The organism is Lachnospiraceae bacterium KGMB03038 (assembly GCA_007361935.1).
Taxonomy (GTDB): domain Bacteria; phylum Bacillota; class Clostridia; order Lachnospirales; family Lachnospiraceae; genus Massilistercora.
In genome coordinates this window covers 3,055,944-3,080,249 of record CP041667.1, presented here as the reverse complement: position 1 = coordinate 3,080,249, position 24,306 = coordinate 3,055,944, and the positions used below count along the sequence as shown (strand labels likewise).

The 24,306-nt window shown below is 47.9% G+C and carries 29 protein-coding genes; 21 read left to right on the top strand and 8 right to left on the bottom strand.

Annotated features, from left to right (window positions below; all coding sequences use genetic code 11):
• Positions 1 to 7 precede the first annotated feature (7 nt).
• Positions 8 to 556 (bottom strand): flavin reductase family protein, encoded by a 549-nt coding sequence (locus FND36_15190; GenBank protein ID QDW75268.1) that lies wholly within the window; start codon positions 554 to 556, stop codon positions 8 to 10.
• Between the two features lie 201 nt (positions 557 to 757).
• On the opposite strand from FND36_15190, the gene FND36_15185 reads away from it, so the two are divergent.
• From FND36_15185 to FND36_15165, 5 genes are all read left to right on the top strand, one after another.
• On the top strand, positions 758 to 1,657 hold the full coding sequence (locus FND36_15185) for a hypothetical protein (GenBank protein QDW75267.1): 900 nt from the start codon (positions 758 to 760) through the stop codon (positions 1,655 to 1,657).
• A gap of 171 nt (positions 1,658 to 1,828) precedes the next feature.
• The gene (locus FND36_15180) at positions 1,829 to 2,089 is read left to right on the top strand and encodes a hypothetical protein (GenBank protein QDW75266.1); all 261 of its coding nucleotides are present in this window, start codon (positions 1,829 to 1,831) and stop codon (positions 2,087 to 2,089) included.
• Between the two features lie 3 nt (positions 2,090 to 2,092).
• Entirely contained in the window at positions 2,093 to 2,461 is a 369-nt protein-coding gene (locus FND36_15175) for a hypothetical protein (GenBank protein QDW75265.1), read from the top strand.
• A 166-nt stretch (positions 2,462 to 2,627) separates the two neighbouring features.
• Positions 2,628 to 3,692: an NAD-dependent epimerase/dehydratase family protein gene (locus FND36_15170; GenBank protein QDW75264.1), complete on the top strand. Its 1,065-nt coding sequence runs from the start codon at positions 2,628 to 2,630 to the stop codon at positions 3,690 to 3,692.
• Positions 3,693 to 3,758: 66 nt separating this feature from the next.
• Positions 3,759 to 4,067 carry a hypothetical protein gene (locus FND36_15165; GenBank protein QDW75263.1) on the top strand — a complete coding sequence of 103 codons (309 nt, stop codon included), beginning with the start codon at positions 3,759 to 3,761 and terminating at the stop codon, positions 4,065 to 4,067.
• A 208-nt stretch (positions 4,068 to 4,275) separates the two neighbouring features.
• Here FND36_15165 and FND36_15160 read toward each other — a convergent pair whose 3' ends face one another.
• Positions 4,276 to 5,043 (bottom strand): DUF134 domain-containing protein, encoded by a 768-nt coding sequence (locus FND36_15160; GenBank protein QDW75262.1) that lies wholly within the window; start codon positions 5,041 to 5,043, stop codon positions 4,276 to 4,278.
• A gap of 271 nt (positions 5,044 to 5,314) precedes the next feature.
• Here FND36_15160 and FND36_15155 point away from each other — a divergent pair, with 271 nt between their 5' ends.
• The 3 genes from FND36_15155 to FND36_15145 all read left to right on the top strand — a co-directional run bounded on the left by FND36_15155 (position 5,315) and on the right by FND36_15145 (position 7,597).
• Positions 5,315 to 5,737 carry a cupin domain-containing protein gene (locus tag FND36_15155; GenBank protein QDW75261.1) on the top strand — a complete coding sequence of 141 codons (423 nt, stop codon included), beginning with the start codon at positions 5,315 to 5,317 and terminating at the stop codon, positions 5,735 to 5,737.
• 63 nt (positions 5,738 to 5,800) lie between these two features.
• A complete protein-coding gene (locus FND36_15150; protein QDW75260.1) occupies positions 5,801 to 6,484 on the top strand; it encodes a carboxymuconolactone decarboxylase in 684 nt (227 codons plus the stop codon).
• A gap of 231 nt (positions 6,485 to 6,715) precedes the next feature.
• Positions 6,716 to 7,597 carry a DMT family transporter gene (locus tag FND36_15145; GenBank protein ID QDW75259.1) on the top strand — a complete coding sequence of 294 codons (882 nt, stop codon included), beginning with the start codon at positions 6,716 to 6,718 and terminating at the stop codon, positions 7,595 to 7,597.
• Positions 7,598 to 7,635: 38 nt separating this feature from the next.
• On the opposite strand, the gene FND36_15140 is transcribed toward FND36_15145, so the two are convergent.
• From FND36_15140 to FND36_15125, 4 genes are read right to left on the bottom strand one after another with little or no spacing between them, the layout of a single operon-like run.
• On the bottom strand, positions 7,636 to 8,259 hold the full coding sequence (locus tag FND36_15140) for a flavodoxin (GenBank protein ID QDW75258.1): 624 nt from the start codon (positions 8,257 to 8,259) through the stop codon (positions 7,636 to 7,638).
• Positions 8,217 to 8,924, bottom strand: coding sequence for a J domain-containing protein (locus tag FND36_15135; protein QDW75257.1), 708 nt, complete (start codon positions 8,922 to 8,924; stop codon positions 8,217 to 8,219). Before FND36_15135 ends, FND36_15140 begins: the two co-directional genes overlap by 43 nt.
• Positions 8,917 to 9,801 (bottom strand): hypothetical protein, encoded by an 885-nt coding sequence (locus FND36_15130; protein ID QDW75256.1) that lies wholly within the window; start codon positions 9,799 to 9,801, stop codon positions 8,917 to 8,919. Before FND36_15130 ends, FND36_15135 begins: the two co-directional genes overlap by 8 nt.
• A 17-nt stretch (positions 9,802 to 9,818) precedes the next feature.
• Positions 9,819 to 10,214, bottom strand: a complete 396-nt coding sequence (locus tag FND36_15125) for a hypothetical protein (GenBank protein ID QDW75255.1) — start codon at positions 10,212 to 10,214, stop codon at positions 9,819 to 9,821.
• 178 nt (positions 10,215 to 10,392) lie between these two features.
• On the opposite strand from FND36_15125, the gene FND36_15120 reads away from it, so the two are divergent.
• The 7 genes from FND36_15120 to FND36_15090 all read left to right on the top strand — a co-directional run bounded on the left by FND36_15120 (position 10,393) and on the right by FND36_15090 (position 14,848).
• Positions 10,393 to 11,685: a serine dehydratase subunit alpha family protein gene (locus FND36_15120; protein QDW75254.1), complete on the top strand. Its 1,293-nt coding sequence runs from the start codon at positions 10,393 to 10,395 to the stop codon at positions 11,683 to 11,685.
• A 43-nt stretch (positions 11,686 to 11,728) separates the two neighbouring features.
• Complete coding sequence (gene srtB / locus FND36_15115) at positions 11,729 to 12,526, top strand: class B sortase (protein QDW75253.1); 798 nt, start codon at positions 11,729 to 11,731, stop codon at positions 12,524 to 12,526.
• A 4-nt stretch (positions 12,527 to 12,530) separates the two neighbouring features.
• On the top strand, positions 12,531 to 12,719 hold the full coding sequence (locus FND36_15110) for a DUF951 domain-containing protein (protein QDW75252.1): 189 nt from the start codon (positions 12,531 to 12,533) through the stop codon (positions 12,717 to 12,719).
• Between the two features lie 108 nt (positions 12,720 to 12,827).
• Positions 12,828 to 13,115 (top strand): 30S ribosomal protein S6, encoded by a 288-nt coding sequence (locus tag FND36_15105; GenBank protein QDW75251.1) that lies wholly within the window; start codon positions 12,828 to 12,830, stop codon positions 13,113 to 13,115.
• A 21-nt stretch (positions 13,116 to 13,136) separates the two neighbouring features.
• The gene (locus FND36_15100; protein ID QDW75250.1) at positions 13,137 to 13,583 is read left to right on the top strand and encodes a single-stranded DNA-binding protein; all 447 of its coding nucleotides are present in this window, start codon (positions 13,137 to 13,139) and stop codon (positions 13,581 to 13,583) included.
• 14 nt (positions 13,584 to 13,597) lie between these two features.
• Positions 13,598 to 13,864, top strand: coding sequence for a 30S ribosomal protein S18 (gene rpsR / locus FND36_15095; GenBank protein ID QDW75249.1), 267 nt, complete (start codon positions 13,598 to 13,600; stop codon positions 13,862 to 13,864).
• A 177-nt stretch (positions 13,865 to 14,041) separates the two neighbouring features.
• A complete protein-coding gene (locus FND36_15090) occupies positions 14,042 to 14,848 on the top strand; it encodes an MBL fold metallo-hydrolase (GenBank protein QDW75248.1) in 807 nt (268 codons plus the stop codon).
• A gap of 51 nt (positions 14,849 to 14,899) precedes the next feature.
• Here FND36_15090 and gnpA read toward each other — a convergent pair whose 3' ends face one another.
• The gene (gene gnpA, locus FND36_15085) at positions 14,900 to 17,056 is read right to left on the bottom strand and encodes a 1,3-beta-galactosyl-N-acetylhexosamine phosphorylase (GenBank protein QDW75247.1); all 2,157 of its coding nucleotides are present in this window, start codon (positions 17,054 to 17,056) and stop codon (positions 14,900 to 14,902) included.
• 248 nt (positions 17,057 to 17,304) lie between these two features.
• On the opposite strand from gnpA, the gene FND36_15080 reads away from it, so the two are divergent.
• On the top strand, positions 17,305 to 17,904 hold the full coding sequence (locus tag FND36_15080; GenBank protein QDW75655.1) for a hypothetical protein: 600 nt from the start codon (positions 17,305 to 17,307) through the stop codon (positions 17,902 to 17,904).
• 8 nt (positions 17,905 to 17,912) lie between these two features.
• Here FND36_15080 and FND36_15075 read toward each other — a convergent pair whose 3' ends face one another.
• On the bottom strand, positions 17,913 to 18,830 hold the full coding sequence (locus FND36_15075) for an AraC family transcriptional regulator (GenBank protein QDW75246.1): 918 nt from the start codon (positions 18,828 to 18,830) through the stop codon (positions 17,913 to 17,915).
• Between the two features lie 189 nt (positions 18,831 to 19,019).
• Between FND36_15075 and FND36_15070 the strand changes: the two genes are divergently transcribed.
• From FND36_15070 to FND36_15050, 5 genes are all read left to right on the top strand, one after another.
• Positions 19,020 to 20,321, top strand: coding sequence for a carbohydrate ABC transporter substrate-binding protein (locus FND36_15070; protein ID QDW75245.1), 1,302 nt, complete (start codon positions 19,020 to 19,022; stop codon positions 20,319 to 20,321).
• Between the two features lie 98 nt (positions 20,322 to 20,419).
• Positions 20,420 to 21,325 carry a sugar ABC transporter permease gene (locus FND36_15065; protein ID QDW75244.1) on the top strand — a complete coding sequence of 302 codons (906 nt, stop codon included), beginning with the start codon at positions 20,420 to 20,422 and terminating at the stop codon, positions 21,323 to 21,325.
• Positions 21,326 to 21,340: 15 nt separating this feature from the next.
• Complete coding sequence (locus FND36_15060) at positions 21,341 to 22,219, top strand: carbohydrate ABC transporter permease (GenBank protein ID QDW75243.1); 879 nt, start codon at positions 21,341 to 21,343, stop codon at positions 22,217 to 22,219.
• 42 nt (positions 22,220 to 22,261) lie between these two features.
• On the top strand, positions 22,262 to 23,188 hold the full coding sequence (locus FND36_15055) for a nucleotidyltransferase (GenBank protein ID QDW75242.1): 927 nt from the start codon (positions 22,262 to 22,264) through the stop codon (positions 23,186 to 23,188).
• Positions 23,188 to 24,306, top strand: coding sequence for an aminoglycoside phosphotransferase family protein (locus FND36_15050; protein ID QDW75241.1), 1,119 nt, complete (start codon positions 23,188 to 23,190; stop codon positions 24,304 to 24,306). The genes FND36_15055 and FND36_15050 overlap by 1 nt, the downstream gene beginning before the upstream one ends.

The window sequence follows — 24,306 nt, the reverse complement described above, 5'->3', positions numbered from 1 at the left end:
GCGGCTGTTACAGGTTATTTTTGAAGGACAGACATTTCCCCAAGACTTCGCCGGTCTGTATGTATTCGTAAGTCGGGAACTCAAAAAGTACTGGCTTTAGCTTGTGGTAATCAATACGTCCTTCTTCATTCAGGCAAGTTTCTTCGACCAGAGTACTGTCGATGGTACAGATGAAATTTTCAAAACCTTTGGAATTGTAAACATCAACAACGGTACATTCCATTGCCAACGGTACCTTTTGGATGATGGGAGTCCCGGCCGCTCCGACTTCATAGTCGAATACGTTGGATTTGTCTGTTTTGGCCCCGCTTACGCTGCCTACATAGTCAGCCTCCGGAAGACAGGAACTGTCAACGATATTTAAAGACAGCTTTTTCCCTTCGTTAATAAAGCTGTTAATGTAATGATTGGACGCAAGACTTACTAAAATTCGGTCGTGCCCAATGATGCCCACATGTCCTACTAATGTCCAGGTTGGCTTTTCGCCGGCCATGGCGCCAACGACAACAAGCGGAGTAGGATATAAAGCTAATGTAGAACCAATATTTTTCTTCATAGGTCATTTCCTCACTTTCTGATACTGACATCGTGTCAACAGTGCTATTGTATATCGATGCTGACACTGTGTCAATACAATTATAAAAAATAGAAACAAAAATGAAACAAAACTGTGATATAGTGTTGCCGCACAAAAGGAAAATCCATAAGTAAAGTAAATAAGAGATCAGTCGGATAATGGGAAAAGGAGGGAAGAGCAGTGCCAGCAACACTGCTGAAAAAGATGAAGAGAAACAAGATCGCGCATTGGATCATTTACCTGGCGGCGGCAGTAGTTTCTGTCCTGTCTGTGGTCCAGTCGCAGAAAAATTTGCTGCCGGATTTTATAGGGATCGTCGTATATATTCTTGCGGCCATTTCGCTGACGATGGCCGGTATATGCTTATATAAAGATGTGATAAAAGGAGCGGCAGGGAGAGTGCTGATGCTGGGAAAGAAGACGGTTTTTGGAGCTCATTTCCTGGAAGACTACAGGTTTCGAACGGTTTTGACCACCCTGCCAAGCTTTGTGATCAATGTGGTTTATACCATATATAACGGTGTGATCGGCGTTTTGAATCAGTCGTCCTGGTTCATTGCGATGGCCGTCTACTACAGTCTGCTGGGGCTCATGCGCTATCAGGCGGTGAATACAGAAAGAAAAATATCCAAGATGGAAGATCAAAAGAGGATCAGAGAAGCGGAGCTGGCAGTTATAAAAATAGATGGCCTCCTGCTTTTGGTGTTAAATCTGGCGCTGAGCGGAGTTGTCCTGCTGACGATAGCGAAAGGGAGAGCCCGCAGTTATCCCGATATCATCGCCATATCTATAGCGGCATATACGTTTTATAAGATCACAATGGCTGTGATCAATATGGTAAAAGTGAGAAAAATGCAGTCACCCATCCTGATCACGATCCGCAATATAGGGGTGGCTGACGCGCTGGTATCCATGCTGACGCTGCAGATGACCATGCTGGCTTCCTTTCAGGAAACAGGAAGCCTGGATGCGGATCGGATGAATGGCATGACCGGAATGGCGGTATGTGTACTTATTGCCGCATTGGGCATCAGTATGATCTGTTATGCCCATAAAAGGAAAGAATCTCCGGGGTTATAACTGAAAGAGCCGCGGGGCGTTTCTTAAGAAGGATTTCATGGCGGAAGATAGATGGTATTTTGAAAAATTCGGCAGGATTCATATTTCAGAAACAAAACAGAAACGATTTTGCAACAGAAACGGGATATTCTTACAGAGTCAAAAGAAGATATCAAAAGGAGGAAATGAATCGTGGCTAAGTCAAAACTGGCAGAGAAAAATGAGAAAATAGCCGAGAAAGTGGTGGGCGGCTATAAGAAGATCGAAGAAGGGGTAGTAGGCGGCTATAAGAAAATCGAAGAAGACGCCGTAAATGGATTTATCAAAATGTCAGATGCATTTGTGGACGAGTTTTTGACCAGAGACGGAGAAACTGTGGAAGAAGCCAAGGCAAGGCTGGCAGAAGAAAAACAGCAGAGGGAAAAGGAAGAACAAAGAAGAAGGGAGAGGTAAAAAATGAAGAAGAGTAGTTTTGTAGCAATGATCTTGTCAACCATCGGAGGAATCCTGTTTGCGCTGGGAATGTGTATGACATTGATCCCGGAGTGGAACGCTTTTGATCAGGGGATTATTATGGGCGTGATCGGAGCGGCTGTACTGCTGGTCATGGTGCTGGTGTGGCGGAGAATGGAAAAGAAAAGTCCGGTCCGCCTGTCAGGGAAAATTATTGGAACCGTTCTGCTTGGTATTGCCGGAGCCTTGATCCTTGGCGTGGGAATGTGCCTGACGATGGTATGGAGCAGTATAATCATGGGAATCCTGGTTGGAATTGTGGGGATCGTACTTCTTTTATGCCTGATCCCGCTGACCAAAGGCTTGAAATAGGAGGAATGTTCAAGGCAGTCAGTCAAAGAGACGCTGCCTTTTTTCTATTTCTGCGGAAAAACGGAATTAACAAAATAGAAATTATACAGAAATAAAAGGGCAATAGACTTCGTTTATATTTGATCTCGTCAGATGGCAATAAGATTGAGAAAGCGAGGTCTTTTTTATGGAAAACATAGTGTATCTGGTAACAGGGGCGGCAGGTTTCCTGGGAAGCCATATCTGCCATGAACTGCTGGAACGGGGAAGCAAGGTAAGAGCGCTGGTGCTTGCGGGCGACCGGGCCGCCCAATATGTTCCAAAGGAAGTGGAGATTGTGAAGGGAGACCTTTGTGATGTGGATTCCCTGGAACGGTTTTTCACCATCCCAGAGGGACAAACGTCGATCGTTATCCACTGCGCCAGCATGGTAACGACAAACGCGGCCTTTAATCAGAAATTAATGGATGTTAACGTGGGCGGGACAGAGAATATGATCGACCAATGTCTGAAACATCCCGAATGTCAGAAGATGGTATATGTCAGTTCTACAGGGGCGATCAAAGAGCAGCCCAAGGGAACTTTGATCCGGGAGACGGACCAGTTTACACCCATCGATGAAAGCAGGCAGGTGGGATGTTACAGTCAATCAAAAGCCTTGGCTACCCAGGCGGTGCTGGATGCCTGCGCGGAAAGAGGATTGAAAGCCTGCGTCGTTCACCCAAGCGGGATCCTGGGACCGGAAGATCATGCGGTGGGCGAGACCACAGGGACGGTCATCAAGATCATGAACGGCGAGATGCCAATAGGCATGGGCGGTTCGTTTAACCTCTGTGATGTGCGGGACTTGGCTCATGGCTGTGTAAGCGCGGCGGATAAGGGAAGGATTGGTGAATGTTATATCCTTGGGAATAAGGAAGTAACGTTAAAGGAAATGTGCCAGATGCTCCACAAAGCCAGCGGCTGTAAGAAGCCGTATCTGTATGTGCCGATCGGTATGGCTTATAAACTGGCTCAGTGGATGGAGAAAAAGGCGGAAAAGACGGGAGAAAAGCCTATGATGACGAAGTTTGCCGTGTATAATCTGGCCAGAAATAATCAGTTTGACTCTTCTAAGGCGGAGCGGGAACTGGGATATCACACCAGGCCCTATGAGGAGACCCTAAGGGATGAGGCAAAGTGGCTGATGGAAGAAGGATTCTGCAAGAGTTATGGAGAAAGCGGCAGAAATGTTGTGTTCTCTCAAAGCTAAAAATGAGGCAGCATTGTATGCCGCGGATAGATAACTGATGAAATAGGGACTGCCAGGAGGAAGAAGATGGAAACGGTGTATGATATGTGGACTACAGGAATCCGGAGGATAGAAATCATGTCAGCAAAATTTATGAGCTGGATATTAGAAAAGGAGACACAGCCGGTGACAAGCTTTGTGATGTCTAGGAAAGAGGCCAAGGACTATCGAATCTGTAAGAAGCTTTACATTCCCCAGGACTGGGAGAATAAAATCACGGTGGAGATCACCGATGGAACAATCTTTTGCTGCCAAAGAGAGCCGTATCAGGGACTTCGCCTTTTGGCAGTGAGAGGAGAAATTTCCTACAGGAAGGCTGAAGAAGTAAAGAGTTGACGTCCCCATCGTCTAAAAATGGGGAGAAAGAGAGGATAAGTATGAGAATATTTTTGAAAGCGGCAGCGATCGTATCCCTTGTTGGAGCGGCAATCCTTGGAATTAAGACGCTGCTCGGCAAACTTACAGAAAAAGAAAAACATTATTTATAGAAGAAACGGCCTGTCTGAACTCAGACAGGCCATTTATCAGATAAACTTCCGCTCATCTACTCGTGGCAGGAATGTCCGCCGCAGCCGTGGGAACCACAGTCATGTCCCTCATGGTGATGTTCCCCGTGATGGCTGCAGAGGGTGTCGGGATCGTATTCCAGACGGTCTTCCAGAAGCGCTTCTACAGCCTGGTCCGCCGCGCCGGTCACGCCGGGATACAGATGGATACCGGCCTCGGCTAGAGCTGTGCGGGCGCCGCCGCCGATGCCGCCGCAGATCAAGGTATCAACGCCGTATTCCTTCAGGAAATCAGCCAGCGCGCCGTGGCCGCTTCCGTTGGTGTCCACAACAGAAGAGTCGGTGATCTTCCGATCAGACACGGTATAGAGCTTGAACTGTTCCGTGTGTCCAAAATGCTGAAAAACTTCTCCATTTTCATAAGTTACTGCAATTTTCATTTCTTGTTCCTCCTGGATATTATTCTGTATTCTATGTCTGCGGCATCCGCCGCAGTTGCACGCCTTTTCCGCGCCGTCGCAGAGACGGTAGTCCCCGCCTTCGATCTTTAAGGGGAGGCCGTCTACCAGAGCCAGGGCAAGCTTGTGCCGGGCAGAAGCGTAGATCTGCTGAACTGTGGTCCGGGCCACCGCCATATAAGAACTGCATTCCTCTTGGGAAAACCCTTCCTTATCGATCAGGCGGACCGCCTCATATTCATCCACCGTCAGGATCACCGGAGAACAGTCGGGCTGATCCGGAATCGGAGTAAATCCATGGATAGAAGGCATAGAGCAGACACGCCTGCATTTTCGCGGCCTTGGCAAAATGATCACCTCCAAGATGTTAATTTGGGACAGGGCATTTTTCATCGGGGCCGGGGGATTTTTAAAAATCCCCCGGCCCTAATTGAAAGTTTACACCTATTTCTGACATATGTCAATAATAAAGCCCTATATCATCAAACTGAAATTATACCTAAAAGGCATGAAGTATTATGTAAACCAAGTATTTGCCTATTGGTTTAAAGCGTTTTACAATATACACAGACAAAGCGGATGGAAAGTCTTGTACTTAATGAATTAGGAGGCGTTATATATGGATACAGAGAAAATGAAACGGGATTTAGGAGGCGGAGCCGTATTTGAGATTGGAGATCCGAATACAGCTTTTGGGCAGTATTTTATCGGGCAGAGTTATCTTAAAATGCTGACCATGGAGAGAGTCGGCGTTGGCAATGTTACCTTCGAGCCGGGCTGCCGCAATAACTGGCACATTCATCATAAAGGCGGCCAGATTCTGCTTGTGACCGGAGGGAGAGGCTGGTATCAGGAATGGGGCAAAGAAGCTCAGGAGCTGAAGGCCGGCGATGTGGTAAATATTCCGCCGGAGGTGAAACACTGGCACGGGGCGGCCGCGGATTCCTGGTTCCAGCATCTTGCCATCGAAGTCCCGGCGGAGGGCGCTTCTAATGAGTGGTGTGAACCGGTATCTGACGAGGAGTACGGGAAATTAAAATAGATTGCTGTACAGAAGAAAAAGAAGCAGAAAAACGGAGACAAAAATGACGGGAGTGTGACAAGAATGAATTTGTATGAGACAGATCCGGAATTTATGGAGAGATTTGAACATTTTGCGGAAAAGGAAGTTCCTGGCGAAGAAGGCCAGCAGTTAGATGACAGGACTCGGTATATGGCCATCCTGGCCACGCTGCTTGGCTGCCAGGGAACGGCAGAGTTCCAGAAGATTCTTCCAAAAGCCCTGGATGCGGGAGTGACTCCGGTGGAGGTAAAAGAAATCATTTATCAGGCGACTGCTTATCTGGGAATGGGAAGAGTTCGTCCTTTCCTGACACTTGCCAATGAAATCCTGGAGGACAGAGGCGTAAAGCTCCCCCTGGAAGGGCAGGCCACGACGACTTACGCGGACCGTCTGGAAAAAGGGGCCCAGGCTCAGGTGACCATGTTTGGCGATCAGATGAAAGAAGCCTGGAAGAACGGGCATATCAACCGCTGGCTTGCAGCCAATTGTTTTGGAGATTATTATACGAGAAAAGGATTGGAACTGGCTCAGCGGGAGATGATCACATTCTGTTTCCTGGCGGCCCAGGGAGGCTGCGAACCTCAGCTTACATCCCACGCAAAGGGAAATATGAATATGGGAAATGACAAAGAATTTCTGATCAAGGTAGTGTCCCAATGTCTGCCGTATATCGGTTATCCCAGAAGTTTAAATGCTATTGCCTGTATCAATAAGGCGGCGGAATAATGTAGATTACAGATCAGAGACTCAGATTTAGAGAGAAAGCCGGGATGGATAGAAAGAAATATTTCCTATCCATCCCGGCTTTTTTGCGCCAGACATGTTACAATGTAAACTGCGGGACTTTTTCTAAGTTATTTCTGCGGATGTTCAGGGCTTGGTTTAATAAAAAGCGGAGGAAAGGCTTTTTGAGATACCGCTTCATATAAAAAGACAAGAAAGAGAGAAAGACAGAAAATGGAGCATAGACAGGGAGCGGGCCATCTGGCCGCGATTCTTACCATCGTGATCTGGGGGACCACATTTATTTTTACTAAGATTCTTTTGAAAGAATTTGAACCTGTGGAGATTCTTTTGTTTCGGTTTGTTCTGGGGTTTGTGATTCTGCTGCTGGTATACCCCGGACGGATGAAAGGGACGGACCGGAGGCAGGAGTTCATTTTTGCGGCGGCAGGACTGTGCGGCGTCTGTCTGTATTATCTCTTGGAAAATATCGCTTTGACTTATACCCTGGCCTCTAATGTGGGAGTCATTGTATCAGTATCTCCGTTTTTTACAGCAATCTTCAACCGAATTTTTGGAGAAAAAGAACGACTGAAAGCCAGATTTTTTCTAGGATTTGCGGTTGCCATGGCGGGAATCGGACTGATCAGTTTCTGGGGGACCAAAGTAGAAGTAAGTCCCATTGGGGATCTGCTTTCGCTGGCAGCGGCAGTGGTGTGGGCCTGCTACTCCATTTTGACCAGGAAGATCAGCAAATTTGGATATCCAACGGTGCAGACGACGAGAAGAATATTTGCTTACGGCATTATTTTTATGCTGCCAACCCTATTTTTCTTTGATTTTCAGTTGGGACTCTCCCGGTTTACAAAACCGGAGAACCTTCTCAATATCCTGTTCTTAGGAGTGGGGGCTTCGGCCATGTGTTTTGCGACCTGGAATTTTGCGGTGAAAGTATTGGGAGCAGTAAAGACCAGTGTGTATATTTACCTTGTGCCGGTGATCACTGTGATCAGTTCCGTGCTGGTGCTTCATGAGAAGATATCAGGCCCTGGATGGGCGGGAATCCTGCTTACACTGGCAGGACTGGGAATCTCGGAATATCGGGGGAAAAGCTAAAAAGGGACAGGGCATTTTCAAATAGGGCCGGGGGATTTTTAAAAATCCCCCGGCCCTATTTGAAGTTTTTTAAGAACCTTATCTACAAAGACTTTTGCGTGTTCCTCATCCAGGCTGTCGGGATGGGGAAGCGCTTCATCGAAGTTGCGGATAAAAAGATCCATCTGGGCGGAGTTTTCCTCATTACGCATAGCTTCGTATTTCTGCCGTACTTTCTGGGGCATTTTCCCTTGGCAGATAAAAGCGCCCAGGTACTCGTTATCGCTTTCGATCCATGCGCTGACGCTGTGTTCGATCCGTTTATAGTAATCCGGGGAATCCCCCATCCCGCAAGTGCCGAAAAGAGCAATTTCTTTTCCGCTTAAGTCACCTAAGAAATCACTGACAGCCAGGCTGCAGGTACCCCGGTGAACGCAGAATCCTACGAAATATACTTTCGCCTCTGGAATCGTTTTATCGGTCGTGATATCGATCAGATCCTTGGAGTTGCCGGGAAGCCGGGAGAAAATAGCGGCCGCTATCTTCTTGGTGTTTCCGGACTCACTGTCGTATAAAACCAGATATTCTAACAATATAAAAACCTCCTTTCGCGAGAAAGAGTATTTTCTAAAAAAATGGGCTAGATGTATCGGCCGCCTGAGTAAGGGCCGCTGCCGCAGCATAATCCGCTGCCGCCGCAGCACAGATTACAGACCAGATTAGCCAGACAAAGTTTCATGCACCAGCTGCTGCCGCCGGAAAATGTGGTCTGGTAAGGGCCCTGCCGCTGTTCATACCACATGCCTCCGCTTTCCAGCTGGCGGACCAGCATCTGATATTGAAGATTGCCGGGATCCTGACGCAGGGCTTCTTTCGCGTGTTCCAGGGCGATTACATTATTGCCCACGCCGGAGTTGGCGGCGGCGCTGTAAAAATACCACTGGGCATTCCGTGTCTTCATGCCGTTCAAAAGATTAAGGGCCTCCTGATAATGGCGGCTGTTGATAAAGTTGGCGGCAGCCTGCATATGTAACTCGTCCTCTGTCTGGGCGGAACTGCTTCCTGCCTGTCGGTACTGGCCGCTGAATCCACGGAAGGAACCAAAATCCCCAAATCCGCCAAAATCATAATCTCCGCCGCTCTGGGAGGAAGAACCGTATTCCCGTTCATGCATGATCTGCTGATAAGCCTGCTGGACTTCTTTGAAACGAGCTTCCGCCTGATCCTTATTGGGGTTGTTGATATTGGCGTCAGGATGGTATTTGCGGCTCAGAGACCGGTAAGCTTTTTTGATCTCCTCGTCGGAAGCGTTTCTTGATACGCCAAGGACGCTGTATGGGTCAGTCATGATTGTTGTCTCCTGTATGAGTATTCTGCAAAGACGTCTGTCCTGTACCAGCTTCCTGCCGTTTGGCCGTAACAGATGTGTAACGGCACCACACTCCGGAGTAAAGAATATTGCGGAGGATATCGGCGTGGAGAAGAATGGGGAGGGTCTCGAATTCTCTGGAACATTCCGCCATCATCAGTGTCAGAAGCTGGCGGCAGTCCTGGGCAAAATCCGGATTCTTCTGGAAATCTTCCTTTAAAGGATTATAGCTTCCGGTCTTTAGATCCTGCTCCACATCTTCATAGGCATCCATCAGATAGATAAATTTTCCCAGGAAGAAGCCGATCTTTTGAAGGGAATCTTCCCATTCGTCTTTGCGGTATGTAAATAATTCTGCCATAATCTGGCCAAATAGTCCAGCCATTTTATCCAGACTTTGCTCTCCGGTCCGTTCCAGGGCGGTCAAGGTGGAAAGGTTAGATGCGATGGCGGCGGATTTGGCGGGATAGATATTCTGGATCGTTTTGATCTGAGGCCTTAAAAGCCTGGCGGCCGCCAGGCTTTTCCGCTTCCGTTCATCGGTCCAGTCGTCCATCAGTTTATAATAGGTAAGAAGCAGATTGACTGCCGCCGCGTAATCTGTAAACTCATTGATCCTGGCAGTGTGCTTTTCCAGCGGGTGGGCGATGCAGTTTACCGTCTTTACTTCTGTTTCCGGCTCGTACAAGCCGGTCAGCAGAAGGATCAGAAAGGTCATATCAAAAGACAGCGTCATCTGGCCCCGGCGGCCATAACATTCCTTCAGCCGCTGGCAGAGCCCGCAGTAATAAGAATGATACACATCATAATCTTTAAATTTCATTTCTGCTTTGTTGATCGCAATATATCCAAACATAAAGGCAGGCTCCCTAATCAGCTTTTCTTAATAAAAGTAGTGTTGCATTTGGGACAGCGGATCTCGATGCGTCCCTTGCCCCTGGGGACACGGATCTTCTGCTTGCAGGTAGGGCATTTGTAGATATGATGGGTTTTGCGCTGGGCCATCATATTTTTCTGCCGGGCGAAGAAACAGCGGATCTTATAAGTTTTTGTCAAGAAGGCTTGATTTTCTGAGGAACGCTTATAGATATTCCGGGAAAACATCCGGAAATATGCGAAAATAATACACGCCCAGGCCAAAATAGAAAGAATGGCGCTGTCGATAAACATGGAAAGGATGATGGCGGCAAGCCCAAGGATGATGGTAAACCGTCCCAGGTAATCCATTCCGTATCTTCCCTGCATAAACCGTATCAATTTCTCTCTCAAAATGAATCCTCCTCCTGTCTGAGTATAAATTTATGATACCGCCTTAGGAAGCAAAGTCAATAAACTGGCGATTAAAAATATATAAAAATTAAAATTAGGGAGTATTTGTGATATACTATTATAGACATGCGGACGGCGGGGAAAAAGACTTAGGGATAAGAAGAAAGAGAGGGATAATATGCAGGAATTGACAAGACTGATCAAAGAAGATATGAAACCAGCCCTGGGCGTAACGGAGCCGGGCGCGATTGCTTTTGCTGTGGCGACTGCCAGGAGCTATCTGGATGGAGCGGCGGAAGAAGTTTCGGTGGCGCTGAATTCCGGGATGTATAAAAATGCGTTTACCTGCGGGATCCCTAATTCCAGCCGCTATGGCAATCTCTATGCCGCGGCTTTGGGGGCGGTGGCGGCAAAGGCGGAAAAAGGCCTGGAATCCCTTGCAGACATTACGCCGGAAGACGACGAAAAGGCGGCCCGGATGGTAGAGGAAGGGAAAATAAAGGTCTGGATGGATCGGGTGGATTCCCGGATTTCCATCGACGCTTCTGTGCGCTCATCCCAAGACGTCTGTACCGTGCGGATTCGGGACAGCCATACTCATATCGTAAGCATCGAGAAAAACGGAGAGCGCGTGTTTAAGGAAACGGAAGAACCGGCGCCGGAGGCAGAAATGAAGCCGTCAGAGGAAGAGATGCCGGCTATCCATCGTTATCGGCTGTCAGATATCCTTACCTATATCAGAACGGTTCCGGAGGAAGAGATCAGTTTCATCCGAGAAGCGTTTTCTATGAATATGGATCTTCTGGAAGAGGGGATCCATTCTGGGCGGGCTGTGATCGCCGGCCAGCTCCTCAAGGAGAATGGAGGCCAGATCATATCGGAGGACGCCAGGAAGAGCGCCCAGCTCCTCTGCAATGGAGCGATCGAGGCGAGAGTTTTAGGATTAAGCAGGCCGGCAATGAGCATCACTGGAAGCGGAGCTCACGGAATCATTGCTGCGATGCCGCTGTTCGCCTATTATGAGGTGAACTATGAGGTGGTGGATGATGATCTTCTGCTGCGGGCGACAGCGCTCAGTTATCTGATCACTATGTACATCAAGGAATACTCTGGAAAATTATCCGCTTTCTGCGGCTGCGGGATCGCCGCGGGAACCGGGATGGCCTGCGGGCTTGCGTACTTAAGAGGCGGCGGGGAAGAGGAATTGACTAAAGTAATCCAGAATATGGCCAGCGGTCTGACGGGAATGATCTGCGACGGGGGCAACCATGGCTGCGTCATGAAAGGGATCACCGCGGTGGACGCGGCCTTCCGGGCGGTGGATCTGGCTATGGAAGGGATCTGTATCGAAAATATCCACGGAATCAACGGGAAGATGCCGGAGGATACCATGCGCAATATGGGGCTGATCGCTTCGCCGGGAATGGAAGAAACGGAAAAGACGATCGTGGAGATCATGGAGAATAAATAACAGAAAGCTGTGGAAAAACGCGGCGCGGGAGGAAAATGCAATTATGGCAGAGGCAAATAGAAAGAAAAGGCATCGCAGAGGCAGGAGGCGGAAGCGAAAGGGAGGAGTTTTGTCGAATCTCATTCTGGCAGTTGCCATTGTGGTGTTCTGCGTATCGGGGTTCCAGTTGATCCGGATTGGAAAAGGATACTTGGACGGCCGGAGCGAGTATGAAAAGGTGCGGGATGTGGCGCTGACCAATCCGGATGAGCAGGAGGGCTTCCGGGTGGATTTTGAGGAATTGATGAAGAGCAATCCAGACACAGTGGGATGGATCCGTTTTTATCCGGAACCTTCCCAGATTAGCTACCCCATTGTTCAGGGCGAGGATAATGAGCGATATCTCCATGAGACATTTTCCGCAAATGAGAATACGCTGGGAGCGATTTTCCTGAATGTGGACAACAGCGCGGATTACTCTGACAAAAACACCATCATTTACGGGCACCGGATGCGGGATGGGTCCATGTTCCGGCATCTGCAGGATTATGAGGACGAATCCTTTTGGAAAGACAATCCTTACTTCTATATCTATACGCCGGACGGGAAAGAGATCACGTATCATATCTACTCTTATGCGGTGGTAAACGCGGTTTCTGATACATATCTGACGGAATTTGGGGATGATGAGTCGTACCAGGAATTCCTGGATATGACGATGGAAACCTCGGAATATGATACGGGAGTGGAAGTTGACGCGGAGGACACTATCGTTACTCTGTCAACCTGTACCAGCGCCAGTGACGAGAACCGGATCGTGGTGCGGGGCGTGAAAGAAAAGGAAGTAGAACTTAAGGAGTGAGAATATGGCGTATCAATATGAAGTGGGAGACATTGTTACTTTGAAGAAACCCCACCCCTGCGGAAGTAAAGAATGGGAGATCCTGCGGGTTGGGGCGGATTTTCGGCTGAAATGCGCCGGCTGCGGACACCAGATCATGATCAGCCGCAAACTGGTGGAAAAAAACACGAGAGATTTGAAGAAAAAGGCTTGAAACCGGGCACCTTTTATGATATCATGTAAAACCGTGATACATTAGTCCTTGCTCCCGCGGGAGATAGAAAGCGGGGGCCAAAAGACCAGAAGGAGGTGCAAAGGCGACATGAACAAATACGAATTAGCTGTTGTTGTCAGTGCAAAAATCGAAGATGACGAAAGAGCTCAGGTAGTCGAGAAAGTAAAAGCGCTGGTTGAGCGTTTTGGGGGCCAGATCTCTGACGTCGATGAATGGGGTAAGAAAAAGCTTGCTTACGAAATTCAGAAGATGAAAGAAGCGTATTATTATTTCATCCACTTCGAGGCCAAGAGCGATGTTCCAGACGAGATCGAGCAGAGAATCCGTATCATGGACAACGTGATCAGGTATTTATGCGTTAGACAGGAAGCATAAGCGGGAAGAAGAGGTAAATTTATGAATAAAGTAATTTTGATGGGACGACTGACCAGAGACCCGGAAATCCGGTATTCGCAGGGAGAGAATTCCCTGGCGATCGCCAGATACACACTGGCTGTGGACCGTAGATTTAAGCGGGACGGAGAGCCAACGGCAGATTTTATCAACTGCGTGGCTTTTGGAAGACAGGCGGAGCATGTGGAGAGATATTACCGCCAGGGCCTGAAGGTGGTAGTCAGCGGCCGGATCCAGACCGGAAGCTACACCAACAGAGACGGTGTGAAAGTCTATACTACAGAGGTGGTTGTAGACGAACAGGAATTTGCGGAAAGCAAAGCGGCAAGCGAAGCGAACGCAGGACATTTCCAGTCAGCGCCCGCGCCTGCGCCGGCACCTGCGGCAGATGCCGGGGACGGGTTCATGAATATTCCGGATGGAATTGATGAGGAATTACCATTCAATTAAGGAGGTAAAGCAAAATGGCTTTTGATAAAGCGAATCGTCCAGAAGGCGGCTTCAAGAGAAGAGGCGGCGGACGCAGAAGAAAAAAAGTTTGCGTGTTCTGTGGAAAAGAGAACAACGAGATCGATTACAAAGATGTAGCAAAGCTGAGGAAGTATATCTCTGAGAGAGGAAAGATCCTTCCAAGGAGAATTACTGGAAACTGCGCAAAACATCAGAGAGCGCTTACGGTTGCCATCAAAAGAGCCCGTCACATCGCTCTGATGCCATACGTACAGGACTAATCCTGGAAAGCAGGTCGAAAAAAAAGTGAACAGACAGGTACAGACGTAAAATTCGTTTGTACCTGTTTTTTTTGGCTTCATCTCTTGCAAATCCTGTAAAGATTCAGTATTTTAGAAGAAGTGAAAAACGATGTATCGTGAAAGAGAATGACCGCGGCGGAAGAAGGAGGACGACCAATGAGATTGACCATGCTGGGAACGGGGAACGCAAATGTACTGGATTACTATAATACTTGTTTTGTGCTTTCGGAGAAACAGATGGGAGCGCATTTCCTTATAGATGGGGGAGGCGGAAACCGGATCCTTAAAGTTTTAAAAGACGCAGGAATAAGGTTGGAAGATATCCATGATCTTTTTGTCACCCATGAGCATATCGACCATATTTTGGGGGTGATCTGGCTGATCCGTATGATCGGGCAGAAGATGAATAAAGGACAGTATAAAGGGAAACTTCGGATCTACTGCCACAAAGAGCTGGAGGAAAAGCTCCGGGCGATCGCGGAAATGACAATCCAGAAGAAAGTATGCCGGAACTTTGGAGAGAAAATTCTGTTTGAAGTAGTGGAATCCGGGGAAACCCGCCAGATCCTGGGATGCCCGGTGACCTTTTTTGACATTGCCTCCACCAAGGCAAAACAATTTGGATTTACCATGAGGCTTCCCGATGGAAGAAAACTGACCTGCACCGGCGACGAACCTTACCGGGAGGAAGAGCGGCAGTATGTAGAAGGCAGCGACTGGCTGCTGCATGAGGCTTTCTGCCTGTATCAAGAGGCTGAACTTTTCAAACCCTATGAGAAACACCACAGTACGGTCAAAGAAGCCTGCGAACTGGCGGAAACCTTTGGGATACCCAATCTCCTTCTGTATCATACAGAAGAAACCCATGGCGGAGAGCGGAAACAGCTGTATCAGGCAGAAGGGGAGAAATACTATCACGGCCGGCTGTATGTGCCGGATGATCTGGAGGAATTGGAATTGTAGCAATTGTAGACGGGGCCGGGGGATTTTTAAAAATCCCCCGGCCCTAATTGATTATCTCCACAATATTTCACATGGTTTTAATGTAATTGTCTCGCAATTTCCATTTCCATCATAGAATTTCGTGGTCTGTGTTTCGTTTGAATTGTTTAAGATTGCGTATTTTCCGCTTTCTGGATAAGCGTTTACTTCGCAGTTTAAGTTGTCCGCATACCAGATGTGGTAGCGGTCTTCTTTATGAGCGGCGTAATACATGGCTCTCACCAGCAGCCGAGTGTTTTCGTAGCTGTAAGGAAGACCTGCGATATAGACGCCCCGGCCCTTTCCGTAGGTGCTGGCTGCTAAGTGTACTTCGTTGTTGGAATATTCAATAATTTCTGTTTTTTCTGATAAAGCGTAAATGTCGTGTTTGCTTTCTCCAAAGTCGAAAGCGCTGGTTCTGTCTTCGGTAATGAAATGGTTATCCAGAGCCTTGGTGAAATACTTGTCTGTGGAGAGGGTGAAACCAAGTTCTTTATCCACGCCAAAGATATCCGCAAGCTGGAAGAAACGGCCTCCGTGATGGAATGCGGAAGGTTCGCCGACACCGATCAGACCGCCTCCCTCGTAGACCCATCTGCGGATGGCGGTCACCAGCTTTTCGTCTGCCCATTCTTCGCCGCCGGAAAATGCGGTTCCGGCATCGCCTGCGTTGATGATCACATCGATGTCTTTTGGAACGCCGTTTTCGCGGATGTCGTCAAAGCTTAAGAATACAACGTCTACAGCCGCGCCGCTTAAGGATTCCAGAATACCAAAGTAAGAGTAAGTCTGCTTATACCAGAGAGCGTGGGCTACCATATAAGGCTGCCAGGAACGAAGGCGGCCCCAGGAATTCAAGATGCCCACTTTCAGTCCGCAGTAAGGTTTCTTGCCTTTTACATTATCGTAGATTTCCCGGAATTCGTCGGTAACATTTTCAATGTAGTCCACGAATTTGGGGAATTTGTAAGCCAGGCTCAAATAGCCGCCGTAGCCGATCCGGTCTACCGGATTACGCATAAGGGCGCGCCTTGCGCTGAGCCAGTTATCGATGGCTTCAATGCAGGGATCATTTCCTTCATAAAAAGTATCCGGGAAGAAATAAGGAAGGAAACGGCCTTCCGTATATTTCACGCCGGGAATGTCGGAGATCAGACGCAAAGTGGCGCCGCCGCCCACACTTCCCACGACCGCGTCCAGACCAATGCTTTCAAAATAGGGGCCGTAAGGCTCCGTGCCGATCCAGTTGTCGCCCAGAAACATCATGGCCTCTCTGCCGGCATCGTGGACAAGGTCCACAAGTTCCTTTGCTTTGGCTGCGACAAACCGCTGGATGAAATCCATGTAATCGCGGTAAGCTTTGGTGGGAACGCGGAAAGTGGTATTATAATAGCCGTTGTCTACGATATCCTCCGGGCGCAGGGCATAACCATATTCTTTTTCAAATTCCTCCAGAGCTTTGATGGAAATAGTGGCCCCATAGCCAAACCAGTCTACATATTTTTCCTTGGCATCGGCGTTGAATACCAAGGTGAAATGATAGAAAAATGTGGTAAAGCGGACCACGTCTGTGTCTGGGTTGTCGATCAGCCACTGCTTCAGATAATCCTTGGCGAAAGCGCCGGAATTAGCCTGGCGCACGTCAAATGGAATTTCGTGAGGCTTGTCTCCCCAATTATTGGTGATATGATTGTACATCTGGGTCGGATCCCAGATGGCAAAAACAAAGAAAGATACCGTGTATTCGTGGAATGGCGTACATCCGGTCACGACTACCCGGTCGTTTTTCTGATCTACAGACCAGTTTTCAGGAGCTACAACGTCTCCTGTAGTACGGTCGATCACTTCCCACCATTTCTTAGGATCGTGGATATAGTCGGCGATTACCTGCTGGCGGTAGTAGCCATCCAGGAAGTCGATGGACAACTCATCGGAAACCGCCAGATTATGTTTGGACATCAGCAGCATCTGCTGACATTCGTCCATGTGTTTTTCGGCAAATTCATTGTGTCCTCTCGCCACAAAGTAAGTGGTGTATATTTTAGCATCCAGTGCTTTGATCTCATCATCCAGTTTTGTGCCGTCACTGTCGCGCAGCGCATCCGCGCCCCAGCGGTCCAGCATCTCTTTCGTCTGTTCCAGAAAATTCGATTCGCTTGGCAGAGTAACCCGCCCTTTTGTCTTTGACATAATATCCTCCTTTTTTTAATTTGGGCCGGGGGATTTTTAAAAAGCCCCCGGCCCAAATTAAAAATGCCCTGTCCCTTTTTGCTATTATGAGTATATGGGATAATGCCTTCTATTTCAATAGCACAATCCGCCGATTTTTTTGTACATTTTGATCTTTTTGCCGACTTACTAAAACTTGTGTTTATAGAGGAAGTTTGATATATTAAGGTCAGCAGGAAAGGGGTGGTGGATCATTGTTAGAAGTTAAGATGATCAAAAGGAGAGAGGAATTGGAGAGTTTGGCTCCGTTCTATGTGGACCGGCTTTTGTGGGGAACGAAAGGAATCCCCCGTACTTATGGATATCTTGGGTTTATCCCTGGCGACAGGTTCTGCCTGAAGATGGTTTGCGAAGAACAGAATCCGCTTCGTACCTACAAGGAAAATATGGATCCGGTTTATCGGGACAGCGCGATGGAGGCGTTCTTTCTATTTGAAAGCGCTAAGCGCAGGGAGGCTCCGCCCATTTATCTGAATTTTGAGGCAAACGGAAACGGCGCCCTGCTTGCGGGATATGGAGAGGGGAGAATGTACCGTACTTATTTTTCCCAGGATGAATGTGAGAAATTTGGCTGCAGGGCAAAAGTGGGAGAAACAAAATGGGAATTTGAAATGGAAATCCCCGTGGATATTCTGGAAGAAATTTACGGTCCGTTGGAGCTGAGAGAGGGAAGCCGCTTTACCTGCAACTTTTATAAGATTTCTGAGACAAGAGAGATTGAACACTATGCGTCTTACGCGCCTCTTGAGACGGAGACGCCAAGTTTCCACCTCCCGGAATTTTTCGCGGAGGCGGTGATCATAAAATAAACGGCAGCTTAAAAACTGCCGTCTGCCATTGCCTTGATAGAAGAGGCATATTCAGATGGAGTCATGCCGGTCACCTTCTTGAACTGTCGAGAAAAATAGTGGATAGATGTATAGCCCAGATGTTCGGAGATCTGTGTAAAATTCATCTGCCCGGTACGGATCAGTTCTTTGGCGGTGTTGATCTTCATATGGGAAAAATATTCGATGATCCCAAGAGAAGTCTTTTTCTTAAACAGTTTCTGGAGCTGGGAGCGTCCGATCAGGTTGTCCCGGCAGATCTGGTCGATGGTGATATGATTGGCCAGATTTGCCTCCAGATAATCCACCACGCGGGTAAAGATTTCAGTGTCGCTTTTGGCGCGGGTTGATTTGGTGGAAGAGATATTCTTGGGAAGCCGATCTTGGGGGGCGGAAGGATTGACATATCGTCGGATCAAATGAATCAAAAACTCTTCCAGGTACAGGCGGATCAACTGTTCGCTGCCGAATTTGTCCGGTTCTTTCTGCGGCATATTTTCCAGATAGGGGTCGTCCAGACGGCAGTCAAAGCAGCGCCTGGCTTCCATGATAATATTGGCCAATAAATTTCGTTCGATCTCATCTACTTTAAAAAGCCGCTTTTTGAAAAAGCGCATAGCTTCATCGCCGCAGTGAAAGGAGATGACCACCAGGTTGGGGGCGATGCCGCCGGTCGCTTTGACGTTGTGGAATTCATTGGGGGGATGGAACAAGATCTCTCCTTTTTTTAAAATATAAAAGGTTTTGCCGGCTGTGACGCTTACTTCACCTTTATCCACGCAGATGAATTCCCAGAAATTATGCGCCTCCCCCGCAAAGGAAAAGTCGCTCATATACTCGAAATAATGGATGCTGTAAATCTTATCTACAGATATGGAATTTTTCAGCTCAACGCCATAATATGCCATGATTCCTCCTGGATCAAATGTTGTTTTTGTTTAATTACAACAATATTATACATGACTGGGAGGTAAAAATCAAAACAAAAAGCACAGATAGTACAAATTAAGGGAAATATCAGACAAAGCTTTTTGTGCATCATTGTAATATAATGGAACTTAACAACTAAACAAAGTTTTTGTTAGGAGGTAAAAGTTATGAAAAAGAAACTCGTAAGCGTTCTGCTGTGCGCGGCTATGGTAGCCGGCCTGGCAGTAGGCTGCGGCGGCGGATCCGACAGCGGCAGCGGCGGCGGAGACAAACTGGTATACTGGGCGATGTGGAGTGAGGAAGAACCACAGGCAAAGGTTATCCAGGCGGCGGTTGAAAAGTATACGGAAGATACCGGCGTTGAAGTTGATGTTCAGTTCAAAGGACGTAATGGACAGAGGGAAGGACTTCAGCCGGCGCTGGACGCAAAACAGCAGATCGACCTGTTTGACGAGGATGTAAACCGTGTAAATGGCTCTTGGGGCGACTATACAATGGACCTGGAAGAGCTGGCGGCTGACTATGAGGCGGAGCATGGAAACGCAACCCTGTTTACGATCGCGAGAAACGCGTACGCACAGGCTCATGATGGAGATCAGACGCTTCATTCAATTCCGTTCCAGCCATCCATCTTCGGATTCTTCTACAACAAGGCATTGTTTGAGCAGGCAGGTATCGAGGCCGTTCCAACAACGTTAGAAGAGTTGGATGCAGCCTGCGCGAAACTGGTTGAAGCAGGGATCACTCCGATCACAGGCGACACTACTTACCAGACCGCATACTTAGGATATCATCTGGGACGTTACCTGGGACAGGATGGAGTGAAAGCTCTGGTAAATGATCCAAACTGTGCGGATCCGGAAGCGGTAAACTGGGATGATCCAAGAGTTGCCCAGGCTATTGCGGATATTGAGGATTTCGCGAGCAAAGGATACTATTCTTCCAATATCGCTTCCAATATCTATCCTGCTGGACAGAATCAGGAGTTTGCGCCTGGAAATGCGGCAATGATCTTCTGCGGTTCCTGGCTGCCGAACGAATTAAAGAACACAGTAGCTGAAGATTTTGAGTGGGGATACTTCAACTACCCATCTGTAGAAGGCGGAACTGATGACAGTACTGCGAACAATATCGCAAACCAGGTATTCGCGATCAATAAAGATTCTGAGATGGCAGAAGAAGCATTTGAGCTGATCACTTACATCACTACTGGCGAATTTGACCAGCAGATGACAGAAGAAGCTCTTTGCATCCCGACTGATACAGCAAACGCAGATGCTTGGCCGGCAGAACTGGCGGAAGTGAAGCCTGCGTTTGATGGAACAACAACCTACTATGACTGGGCGGTAGGCGCTGAGAACAACGGAGACCTGACACCGGTTCTGAATGAGAACATGGTTAAATTGATGGCAGGAAGCATTACAGCAGATGAATTTATCGCAACCTGCGCATCCTCAGCGGGAGAATAAAAACGACAGATTTTAAACATAGAAATTGAGCTAGGGGAAAATATGGTGGCATAGGCGTCCGCGCCGCCACCATATTTTTTGAAGAAGGAGGGGCTCTGATGAAAAAGAATAGAGGAATGATTGTTGCTTTCCTTGCGCCGGCCGTCATCATCTTCTTGATGGTATTCTTATATCCGATCGTTAGAACAGTTGTAATGAGCCTTTTTAAGATCGATTCCGTGACGGCTACCATGGATACCTGGCAGTTTGTGGGAATTGAGAATTATACAAGATTATTTACAACAGATATCTTTGTTTCTGCGATGAAAAATATCGGAAAGATCTGGCTGCTCGGCGGAATCATCGTCATGCTTGTTTCGCTGCTGTTCGGTGTGATCCTGACAAGCGGGATCAAAGGGAAAAAGATTTTCCGGGCGATCATCTATCTTCCGAATATCGTAAGCGCGGTAGCGTTGGCGACTATGTGGCTGCAGTATGTATACAGCCCGCAGTTTGGTCTTTTGAAAAGCTTTTTTGAGTTTCTGGGAATGGATGAACTGGCGCAAACTCAGTGGACGGCGCCGGAAAATGTGTTCTGGGCGCTGTTGTTTGCTTATTGTTTTGGTATGATCGGATATCACATGCTGATCTGGATGAGCGGGATTGAGAGAATCAATCCAGAACTCTATGAATCTGCGACTATTGACGGCGCAAACCGGATCCAGCAGTTTCGATATATGACGCTGCCTCTGTTAAAGGGCGTGTTTAAGACAAATGTGACGATGTGGACGGTAAGTACAGCGGCGTTCTTCGTATGGTCCCAGCTTTTTTCCTCTGTTACGGCAAACAACGCCACGATCGTTCCAGTGCAGTATATGTATATGAATATCTTTGGCGCTGGAAATGCGGTAACAGAACGGAACGCGGGCTATGGCGCCGCGATCGGTATTATCCTGTGCGTTTGTGTCGTGCTTGTATTTACCATCTGCAACGCATTGGTTAAAGACGACGATCTGGAATTTTAGGAAGGAGGGGCAGTGATGGCGAAAGAAAAGAAACAAAAAGATAAATTTAATCTGAAAAGAGAACTGAAACTGGCTCCGGGTTATATCATTATACTGCTCTGGGTCCTTTTCACACTGGTACTCCTAGGATGGATCATTGCGGCCAGCTTTTCCACAACGCAGGATATTTTTGCCGGAAAGGCTCTGCAATTTCCGACAGGACTGCATTTTGAGAATTATATCCAGGCATGGGGATCTGGCGGTGTGGCAACCTTTTTCATGAACTCTCTTCTGTATTCCTTAGTGTCCTGCGCGCTGCTGATCGTGATCTGCGCGCCGGCGGCCTATGTGCTGGCTAGATTTACCTTCCTTGGGAATAAGATCATCCAGACCAGTTTCGTATCCGCCATGGGAGTGCCGATCACCATGATCGTACTGCCTTTGTTCTGTATGGTGGCCAATATGGGTATCCTGAACAGTGTGGCGGCCAGCAAGGCGACTTTGATATTCCTGTATACAGGGATCAATATTCCGTATACCACAATCTTCCTGCTGACTTTCTTCTCAAATTTGTCCAGGACATACGAAGAAGCGGCGGCGATTGATGGATGTCCGCCGGCCAAGACTTTCTGGAAGATCATGTTCCCGATGGCGCAGTCAGGAATCATAACCGTTACGATTTTTAACTTTATCAATATCTGGAATGAGTACTTCCTGTCATTGATCTTTGCGAACAACGATACGCTCCGTCCGGTGGCGGTAGGTCTTTACGGAATGCTCCAGTCCATGCAGTACACAGGAAACTGGGCGGGAATGTTTGCGGCCGTAGTAATCGTATTCCTTCCGACCTTTATCCTGTATATCTTCCTGTCAGAGAAGATCATTGGAGGAGTTACTGGCGGAATCAAAGGATAATTGACATAACGTAGATATAGATAAGAGCTTGGAGGAAAGACAATGAACAAACCAGTATTAGTCATTATGGCAGCCGGAATGGGCAGCCGATATGGCGGATTGAAACAGATCGACCCGGTGGATGAAGACGGCCATATCATCATGGACTTTTCCATGTATGACGCAAAGCAGGCGGGATTTGAAAAGGTGATCTTCATCATTAAAAAAGAGAATGAGGCGGATTTCAAAGAAGCGGTAGGAAACCGGATGGCAAAATATATGGAAGTGTCTTACGCTTATCAGGAACTGTCCAATATTCCGGAAGGGTACCAGGTGCCTGAGGGGCGCGTGAAGCCGTGGGGGACGGCGCATGCGGTCTTAAGCTGTATTGACCAGATCGACGGCCCATTTGCGGTGATCAACGCGGATGACTATTATGGACAAGAGGCTTTCCGGCTGATCTATGATTACCTTGCCGTTCACCAGGATGATGACAAGTACCGTTATACAATGGTTGGGTATGAGCTGGGAAAAACGGTAACAGACAACGGACATGTGGCCCGCGGGATCTGCGAGATGAACGAGCGGGGCGAATTGGTCGCTATCAATGAAAGAACCAGGATCGAGAAGCGCGATGGGGGAATCGCGTTTACCGAAGACGATGGGGAAAGCTGGACTTTTGTTCCGGCGGAGACAACGGTGTCTATGAATATGTGGGGATTTACAGAGAGCATCCTGCGGGAGATCAGGGATGGATTTCCGGCCTTTTTAGAAGAAGGCCTTCAGGCAAATCCGATGAAATGTGAATATTTTCTGCCTGCGGTAGTAAGCCGTCTGCTTGGGGAAGGCAGGGCTTCCGTAGCGGTTCTCAAATCTTCAGACAAATGGTATGGCGTAACCTATAAAGAGGATAAACCGGTTGTAGTCGCGGCCCTTAAGGAAATGAAAGAAAAGGGACTGTATCCGGCGCATATCTGGGAGGAATCATAATGGCAGAGGTGACACAGAAACAGAAAGAGGAAGTGATCAAGAACTTTCAGTACGAGGGCACTTTAGTAGAGGAAGGTCCATATGGAAGCGGACACATCAACGATACCTATCTGCTGACTTTTGAGATTGCTGAGATGGGGAGGATCAAGGTGATCCTTCAGCGGATGAATAGAGAGGTATTTGAGAAGCCGGTAGAGTTGATGGAAAATATTATGGGAGTTACCTCATATTTAAGAGAGCGGATCATTGAAAATGGGGGCGATCCGGAGCGGGAGACATTGAATGTGATCCCGGCGAAGGATGGAAAGCCCTATTATGTAGATTCCCTGGGAGACTACTGGCGTTCCTATCAGTTTATTACCGATGCCACCAGTTATGACCAGGTGGAGAAACCGGAGCATTTTTATCAGAGCGCGGTGGCGTTTGGAAACTTTCAGCGGCTTCTGGCGGATTATCCGGCCGAGACTCTTCATGAGACCATCAAAGGTTTCCATGATACCAGGGCCAGGCTTGCTGTTTTTCAGAAAGCGGTGGAAGAAGATGTGATGGGAAGGGCGGATTCTGTCCGGGAAGAGATCCAGTTTGTCCTGGATCGGGAAGACGTAGCCAATTATTTCTGTGAACTGCTGGATAAAAAAGAGATTCCGGTGCGGGTAACTCACAATGATACAAAGCTGAACAATATCATGATCGATAATAAAACAGGGAAAGGAATCTGCGTGATCGACCTGGATACGGTAATGCCGGGGCTTGCCATGAATGATTTTGGCGACTCTATCCGTTTTGGGGCCAGCACGGCCGCGGAGGACGAGAAGGATCTGAGCAAGGTTTCCTGCAGTATGGAATTGTTTGAGCTGTATACCAAAGGCTTTGTGGAAGGCTGCGGAGGAAAACTTACAGAGAAAGAAATCCAGCTTATGCCTATGGGCGCGAAGATTATGACTTTTGAGTGCGGGATGCGGTTTCTGACGGACTATCTTCAAGGAGACGTATATTTTAAAACCCACCGGGAAGGGCAGAATCTGGACCGTTGCCGGACTCAGTTCAAGCTGGTTGCGGATATGGAAGAAAAGTGGTACACTATGCAGGAAATCGTTAATAAATACAGCAATATCTAG